This window comes from Trinickia sp. (assembly GCF_051961175.1).
Taxonomy (GTDB): domain Bacteria; phylum Pseudomonadota; class Gammaproteobacteria; order Burkholderiales; family Burkholderiaceae; genus Trinickia.
In genome coordinates this window covers 1-7,271 of sequence record NZ_JBQCDN010000108.1, presented here as the reverse complement: position 1 = coordinate 7,271, position 7,271 = coordinate 1, and the positions used below count along the sequence as shown (strand labels likewise).

The following is a 7,271-nucleotide window of genomic DNA, read 5'->3' as shown; positions in this document are numbered from 1 at the left end:
CGCACATCGGCGATTTGCCGGGCGGCACATAGTTGCCCAGGAAGGCGCGAATCTGCTCGGTGGCATCCGCCTCGGTGATTGTCGATGCCCGCACACGATCGATGAGGCCGGAACGGCCATGCGTGTTCTTGTTCCAATCGTCCATCTTGTCGAGCGTTTCGTCGCTCTGGTGGATGGCGAGCACCGGGCCCTCGACCACCTTCTCGAGCGTCGAGTTCGTCACCACGACCGCGATTTCGATGATGCGATCGGTGTCGGGCTCGAGCCCCGTCATCTCCATATCGAGCCAAACGAGGTTCATCTCGCTGCGCGCGAGTGTCGGCTCGCCGACGGGTTCGAGTAAGTCAGTCATGAAAGCAATCCGTTGATGGGTACAAAACGAAGCAAACGAAGCGAAACGGTTTTACGCGGGATCGAGCACCCTCGCCCGGCCCCGCGAAACTTTATAATTCTCGCATAGATAACCTGGACTTCCCGATGCCCGCTCTCGACTTCACCGTTCTGTTCACCGTCATGGTGGTCGCGATGGTCGCCACGAAATTGTGGCTCGCCTCGCGGCAAATCCGCTTCGTGGCGGCACGCAGGGAGGTGGTACCGCGGCAGTTCGCCGATACCATCCCGCTCGCGGCCCACCGGCGCGCGGCCGATTACACCGTTGTGCGCACACGCTTGTCGATGCTCGAAATCGTCGTCGGGGCGGCCGTGCTCATCGCTTTGACGCTGCTCGGCGGCGTCCAGGCGCTCCACCACGCCATCCGCGCGTGGCTTGGCGAAGGTTATACGGGCCAGATCGTGCTGGTGGCCGCGGTGACCGTGATCACGAGTGCGATCGATCTGCCGTTCGATTACTACCGCCAGTTCGTGGTCGAGGAGCGATTCGGCTTCAACCGGATGACGCGCGCGATTTTCTTCGCGGATCTGGGCAAGGGCACCGCCCTCGGCGCCGCCTTCGGGCTGCCGCTTCTGTTCGTCGTGCTTTGGCTCATGGATCGGGCCGGCGGCCTGTGGTGGGTGTGGGCATGGGCGGTCACGGTCGCCTTCCAGCTGCTCGTGCGCGTGCTCTATCCGACGCTGATCGCGCCGCTGTTCAACAAGTTCGAGCCGCTCACCGACGAAGCCCTCTCCCACCGCATCGAAGCGCTGATGAAACGTTGCGGGTTTGCGGCCAAGGGCCTGTTCGTGATGGACGGCAGCCGTCGTTCCGCGCACGGCAACGCCTATTTCACGGGCTTCGGCGCCAGCAAACGCATCGTCTTTTTCGATACTCTGCTGGCACGCCTGACGGGCAGCGAAATCGAAGCCGTGCTCGCGCACGAGCTCGGTCATTTCAAGCGCCGTCATGTCACGAAGGGCATGCTCCTGACGTTCGTCATCAGCTTGGGGCTCTTTGCCCTGCTCGGCTGGCTGAGCGGGCGGACGTGGTTCTACGAAGGGCTCGGCGTGCGGCCTTCGATGACAGGCAGCAACGATGCCATCGCGCTGGTGTTGTTCTTCCTGGCGCTGCCGGCGTTCATGTTCTTCGTCACCCCGCTCGGCAGCTTGACCTCGCGCAAGCACGAATTCGAGGCGGACGCGTTCGCGGCCAGCCAAACCGACGCGCAGGAGCTCGTCAGCGCGCTCGTCAAGCTGTACGAGGACAACGCCTCCACCTTGACGCCCGATCCCGTGTATACGGCCTTCTACTACTCGCACCCGCCCGCGTCGCAGCGGATCGAACGGCTGCTGCGGCACGCAGCATGAGCTCGCGTCCCGCCAAACCCGGCAAGCGCGCCGGCGCCGCGAGCTCGCACGGGCTCGTCATCGCGTCGCATGGCCGCCACTACCTTGTCGCCCCCGAGCACGAGCCGCACACGCTGCTGCAGTGTTTTCCTCGCGGCAAGAAAAGCGAGGTCGCAGTGGGCGATCGCGTGCTCTACGAACCGACATCGACAGACCAAGGGGTCATCGTTGAAATCGGCGAACGGCGCAACCTGCTCTATCGGTCCGATCAATACAAATCGAAGCTGTTCGCGGCCAACCTCGATCAGTTGCTGATCGTGCTGGCCACGGAGCCGCATTTCAGCGAAGATCTGCTGGGCCGTGCGCTCGTGGCGGCCGAGGCCAACGAACTGAAGCCGTTGATCGTCTTGAACAAGACCGACGTGACAGCCGCGCTGCCCGCCGCTCGCGAGCGGCTCGCACCCTACCGCGCGCTCGGCTATGACGTGCTGGAACTATCGATCAAGACCCGCCCCGAGGATGCACGCGCCGTGCTGGGTGAACGGCTACGCGGTCATGCGACGCTGCTGCTCGGCCAGTCCGGGATGGGCAAGTCCACGCTCGTCAATCTGATCGTTCCCGATGCCGATGTCGCCACGCGCGAGATCTCGACGGCGCTGAACAGCGGCCGCCATACGACGACGTTCACGCGGCTCTACCCGCTTCCCGACGGCGGTGCGCTGATCGATTCCCCCGGCTTTCAGGAGTTCGGCCTGCACCATTTGACCGAAGGCACGCTCGAGCGAGCCTTCCCCGAGTTCCGTCCGCTGCTGGCCGATTGCCGGTTCTACAATTGTCATCACCTGCACGAGCCGGGCTGCGCGATCCTCGCGGCGCTGGCTGACGGGCGTATCGCGCGCGAGCGGCACGGGCTCTATGCGCAACTGGTGCACGAAGCCAGTCAAGTCGTCCGATAGCCGTAGCCACCGCGCCATTCGCTCGACAAACGCCCGCTCATGCTGAAGCTCATCCACGCACCGAATCCCGTCATCGGCCAACATTGGGTGAACGTGCTGGCCGCGGCCGGAATCGAATGCGAACTGCATAACCGCTACTTGAACGGCGCGCTCGGCGAAATTCCCGCGGACCAATGCGCACCGGAGTTGTGGCTCGTCGACGAACGCGACGAACTGCTGGCGAGACGAATCTTGGCGGCGGCCCAAAGCGGCCCGCCTGCGGGGGCGGTGCCGTGGCGATGCCGCGCCTGCGGCGAGACGTTGGAACCGCAATTCACCGCATGTTGGCGCTGTGGTGCGTGGCGCGAGGAAAGCTGAAGCGCGGGCAGGCAATCAACGGTCGCCCGGTCGCCCGTTAGCCCCTTACCTTGCCCCTAGCCTACCCAGACGGCGATGGTCAGCATCAGCAGCAAGATCATCCACAAGATCACGGCCCGCCAGACGAGGCCGACCGCCGATTGCAATGTGCGCGGCGTGCAATCGTCGCCGACCGTCAACGGGCCGCCGTCGGATGCGCCGAGTGCATCGAGGCTCGAAGGCTCCGCCAACGGGCCGGCCAGACGTGCGCCGAGCGCCCCGCTCCCGGCGGCGAGCAGCACGCCGTCGTTGGCATCGGGCCACTGCCGGGCGTGATTACGCCACGCGTAGATCGCATCCTCGAAGTTGCCGACGATCGCAAAGCCGAGCGCCGTCAGACGCGACGGCACCCAATCGATAACGAAAAACGCATTGCGCGCAAATGCCCCGAAAGCGGCCGTCCGATCACCTGCCGGCACGCTCCAGCTGCGTGCCAGGTATTCCGAGATACGGTAGAGCACGGCACCCGCGGGGCCGATCGGCACGAGAAACCAGAAGAACACGCCAAACACATGCCGATGCGACGCGATAACAGCATGAATCAGCGTATGGCGCACGATTTCACCGACCGGCATATCCACCGTCTCCATGCCCGTCCATTCGGCCAGGATTTCCCGCGCGCGCGGGACATCGTCATTATTGAGCGCGAGGTGAATATCGGTGAAGTAATGGCTGAACTGCCGAAAACCGAGCGTGAAATAAACGATGACGACGTTCCAGAGGAACGCCAGCACGAAACTGATTCGATAAAGGACGTAATAGATTGCGGCGACGGCCAGCGTCCATGGCAGTACGACGACAAGCCAGGCCAGCATGCCGTGCTTTCTCTTACCCGCGTCGAAACCGTGCGCGGCCGATTCCGCGTGGTATTGCAGCAGCGCGAAGATAGGATTGCTCGGCGAGAGCGCGCGCAGCTGTTCGATGACGAGGGCCAACAATACGGAGAAAAAGGTCATGCGAGGAGCCGTGCCAATTCGAGTTTGTTCGTATATCGCGTAACGATAGCACAGGGTGCCATGGCCGAATGTGATCGTCTGACGTCAACCGAGCGGGAAACGACAGCGGTGTTGCGCGGTCATGCGGCGAGGAAGCGATAGAAATTGCGCAACATGCCGGCCGTTGCGCCCCAAATGAAATACTGACCGCCCGTGCCCGAACGCGGATACGGCATGGCGAAAAAGCGACGCTCACCGCCCTCCCAGCGCAGCAGCCGAACTTCGTGATTGGCGGGGTTCATCAAAAAAGGCAGCGGCACCTCAAAGATTTCCGCCACTTCGAGCGTATCGGCGTGCACCGTGAACGGCGAATGGACGAGTCCGACGACGGGCGTGACCCGAAACCCCGTGCCAGTCAGATAGTCGGGCAGCGCCCCAAGCACCTCGACGCGATCGGGCGCGAGCGCGACTTCCTCTTGTGCCTCGCGCAACGCCGTCGCGACCGCATCGGGATCGGAGGGCTCGCGGCGGCCGCCAGGAAAGCTGATCTGCCCCGCATGGTCGCTCAAATGATCGGCCCGCCGCGTGAGGAGCACCGAAAGGTGCGCGTCACGGACGACAAGCGGCACGAGGACCGCGGCCGCGCGCGGATCGCCGCGCTCGGTGAACGTTTCGAAGGGCTCGGGCGCCCACACCAGGCGTTGAGCGAAGCGCTCGCGCAAGCTCGCGGGCGTGAGCCGGTAATCGGCGACGACGGGCAAATCGGAACCGGTGGTTTCGATCGGGAGGACTTCGGGCTCGAAGACGGGACGAATCAACGCAACGCTCGTGAAGTCATGGGCGGATACCCGCCATTGTGACTCGGCAAAGGACAAATAAAAAAGCGCCCGAAGGCGCTTTTTTTTTACTGCTTGCACGCTCAGGAAGCCGCGCGGTCCTTCGAGACCAGCTTTTCCTTGATACGTGCCGACTTGCCCGAACGCTCGCGCAGGTAGTACAGCTTCGCGCGACGCACATCGCCACGACGCTTCACGACGATGCTGGCCAGCAACGGCGAGTACGTTTGGAACGTACGCTCGACGCCTTCGCCCGACGAAATCTTGCGGACGATGAACGACGAGTTCAGGCCACGGTTACGCTTCGCGATCACCACGCCTTCATAGGCCTGGACACGCTTGCGCGTACCTTCGACCACGTTCACGTTGACGATCACCGTATCGCCAGGGGCGAATTCAGGGATCGACTTGCCGGCGAGCACGCGCTCGATTTCTTCCTGCTCGAGTTTTGCAATCAGATTCATCACTGACTCCTTATGCCATCTTGTCGGCGTTGTGCCTGCCGTATGCCGAATCGGCAGTATGGCTCGGCCCCGATAGAGGATGGGTTCACATCTGACGCCGTTTTCACGGCGCCGCTTACGCCCCGCGGGTGGACCGAAGACCGTTAGGACTCCGGTGCCACCTTCGCAAGACTTGCGAGCCATGCCTCATCGGCACGACTCAACATCTTGTTTCGCCGCGCACGCACGATCAGATCGGGCCGCTTGGCAAGGGTATTTCTGAGCGCCTCTTTGCGGCGCCACTGCTCGATTTCGGCATGATGGCCGCCGAGCAGCACATCGGGCACGCGCGCACCCTCATATTCTTCGGGGCGCGTATAGTGCGGGCAATCGAGCAAGCCGTCCACGAAGCTATCCTGCACCGCGGACTGTGCATCGCCGAGCACGCCCGGCAACTGCCGCACCACCGCGTCCATCAAAGCCATGGCCGGCAATTCTCCGCCGGAAAGCACGAAATCGCCGAGGCTCACTTCCTCGTCGACACAGCGATCGATGAGGCGTTGGTCGATCGCTTCGTACCGCCCGCAAAGCAGCACGAGCCCGGGCTCGCTCGCAAAACGCATGACGCGTTCATGATCGAGCGGCGCCCCTTGGGGCGACATCATCACCACACGCGTCGCGTTCACGCCCTGGGCGGCCTGCGCCGCTTTCGCGGCACCGATCGCCGCTTCGAGCGGCTTGGCCAGCATGACCATGCCGGGCCCGCCACCGTATGGACGATCGTCGATGGTCCGGTAATTATCCGTCGTGAAATCGCGCGGATTCCACGTTCTCAAACCGAACCGGCCTTGCTTGGCTGCTCGGCTCGTGATGCCCCACTCGGTAATCGCGCGGAACATCTCGGGAAAGAGCGTGACGACATCGAACTGCATCGCGCGCTCCCTGATGTGGACCATGCTCAGTAATCGGCTTCCCAATCGACGACGATGCGTTTCGCCGCCTGGTCCACCGTTTTCACATACACACCGACAAACGGAATCAACCGCTCGCCGGTGGCCGGCTGCCCGTCCCTACCTTGTGACGGGTACTCGATGCGAAGGACCGCATGGGCGCCGTTATCGATGAGATCGACGACGGCACCGAGCGTGACACCCGCCTCGTTGACGACTTCCAGGCCGATCAAATCGACCCAGTAGAATTCATCGGCGCCGAGCGAGGGAAAATCACTGCGGCGCACTTGGACGCGCCAACCGCGCAGCGCCAGTGCTTGATCGCGATCGCCAACACCGCTCAACTGTGCGACGATGCTGTCGCTATGGACTTTCACCGCCACGACAGGCGCGGCTTTGATCTCGCGCCCTTTGACGAGCCACCAGCATTTGGCGCTCGTCAATGCATCGCCGCCTTGAGCGGCATTCGCGTGTGCCGCGACCTTCACCCAGCCCTTGAGGCCGTATGCATCGACGATCGCACCGACTTCGACGGCATCGTCCGGCAATGACTCCACCGGTTCGATGCCCGCCGACGCCTGACCGGCGGCTGCATGCGTCGCATTGCGCTCGACCGGCTTGCGCGCGAACGCGCCAAACGACACAGGGGCACGGGAAGCCGTTTTGGCCCGACCCGAGCCGCCCGAATCACGAACGGACATCGACAAACCTCACAGTTGCTCGATCATGCGCGAGACGCAGCGATAGCCGACCGGACGACACATGGGCCGACCACTGCCGCCAGCGCGATTAAGCAGCCGGTTGCGCCTTTTGCGCTTGCTTCACGAGACGCTCGACCGTCGGCGACAGTTGTGCGCCAACGCCTTGCCAGTACGTCAGACGATCTTGCGCGATGCGCAGCGATTCGCCCTTCGTGGCAACCGGGTTGTAGAAGCCGACGCGCTCGATGAAACGGCCGTCGCGACGGTTACGCGAATCGGTTGCGACGATGTTGTAGAACGGGCGCTTCTTCGAGCCGCCACGTGCCAAGCGGATG

At 63.3% G+C, this 7,271-nt stretch carries 10 protein-coding genes; 3 read left to right on the top strand and 7 right to left on the bottom strand.

Features of this window, described 5'->3' with window-relative positions:
- The coding region (orn, locus tag ACTHL0_RS05590) for an oligoribonuclease (protein ID WP_440565596.1) at positions 1-352 on the bottom strand (352 nt) is incomplete at its 3' end.
- A 125-nt stretch (positions 353-477) separates the two neighbouring features.
- Between orn and ACTHL0_RS05585 the strand changes: the two genes are divergently transcribed.
- From ACTHL0_RS05585 to ACTHL0_RS05575, 3 genes are read left to right on the top strand one after another with little or no spacing between them, the layout of a single operon-like run.
- A complete protein-coding gene (locus tag ACTHL0_RS05585) occupies positions 478-1,740 on the top strand; it encodes a M48 family metallopeptidase (protein WP_440565595.1) in 1,263 nt (420 codons plus the stop codon).
- A complete protein-coding gene (gene rsgA / locus ACTHL0_RS05580) occupies positions 1,737-2,675 on the top strand; it encodes a ribosome small subunit-dependent GTPase A (RefSeq protein WP_440565594.1) in 939 nt (312 codons plus the stop codon). The genes ACTHL0_RS05585 and rsgA overlap by 4 nt, the downstream gene beginning before the upstream one ends.
- 42 nt (positions 2,676-2,717) lie before the next feature.
- Positions 2,718-3,032 (top strand): putative signal transducing protein, encoded by a 315-nt coding sequence (locus ACTHL0_RS05575; RefSeq protein WP_440565597.1) that lies wholly within the window; start codon positions 2,718-2,720, stop codon positions 3,030-3,032.
- A 56-nt stretch (positions 3,033-3,088) separates the two neighbouring features.
- Here the strand turns inward: ACTHL0_RS05575 and ACTHL0_RS05570 are convergent, their stop codons facing one another.
- The 6 genes from ACTHL0_RS05570 to rpsP form a co-directional block, all read right to left on the bottom strand.
- Positions 3,089-4,027 (bottom strand): CobD/CbiB family protein, encoded by a 939-nt coding sequence (locus ACTHL0_RS05570; protein WP_440565593.1) that lies wholly within the window; start codon positions 4,025-4,027, stop codon positions 3,089-3,091.
- A 119-nt stretch (positions 4,028-4,146) separates the two neighbouring features.
- Entirely contained in the window at positions 4,147-4,824 is a 678-nt protein-coding gene (locus ACTHL0_RS05565; RefSeq protein ID WP_440565592.1) for a CoA pyrophosphatase, read from the bottom strand.
- A gap of 101 nt (positions 4,825-4,925) precedes the next feature.
- Positions 4,926-5,306 (bottom strand): 50S ribosomal protein L19, encoded by a 381-nt coding sequence (gene rplS / locus ACTHL0_RS05560; protein ID WP_102610281.1) that lies wholly within the window; start codon positions 5,304-5,306, stop codon positions 4,926-4,928.
- Between the two features lie 143 nt (positions 5,307-5,449).
- Positions 5,450-6,241: a tRNA (guanosine(37)-N1)-methyltransferase TrmD gene (trmD, locus tag ACTHL0_RS05555; protein WP_440565591.1), complete on the bottom strand. Its 792-nt coding sequence runs from the start codon at positions 6,239-6,241 to the stop codon at positions 5,450-5,452.
- 2 nt (positions 6,242-6,243) lie between these two features.
- Positions 6,244-6,936, bottom strand: coding sequence for a ribosome maturation factor RimM (gene rimM / locus ACTHL0_RS05550; RefSeq protein WP_440565590.1), 693 nt, complete (start codon positions 6,934-6,936; stop codon positions 6,244-6,246).
- 88 nt (positions 6,937-7,024) lie between these two features.
- A complete protein-coding gene (gene rpsP, locus ACTHL0_RS05545) occupies positions 7,025-7,270 on the bottom strand; it encodes a 30S ribosomal protein S16 (protein WP_440565589.1) in 246 nt (81 codons plus the stop codon).
- Position 7,271: the final 1 nt, after the last annotated feature.

Coding starts and splice junctions, on each gene's coding strand:
- ACTHL0_RS05585 (WP_440565595.1), top strand. CDS start 478: ATGCCCGCTCTCGACTTCACCGTTCTGTTCACCGTCATGGTGGTCGCG.
- rsgA (WP_440565594.1), top strand. CDS start 1,737: ATGAGCTCGCGTCCCGCCAAACCCGGCAAGCGCGCCGGCGCCGCGAGC.
- ACTHL0_RS05570 (WP_440565593.1), bottom strand. CDS start 4,027: ATGACCTTTTTCTCCGTATTGTTGGCCCTCGTCATCGAACAGCTGCGC.
- rplS (WP_102610281.1), bottom strand. CDS start 5,306: ATGAATCTGATTGCAAAACTCGAGCAGGAAGAAATCGAGCGCGTGCTC.
- trmD (WP_440565591.1), bottom strand. CDS start 6,241: ATGGTCCACATCAGGGAGCGCGCGATGCAGTTCGATGTCGTCACGCTC.
- rimM (WP_440565590.1), bottom strand. CDS start 6,936: ATGTCCGTTCGTGATTCGGGCGGCTCGGGTCGGGCCAAAACGGCTTCC.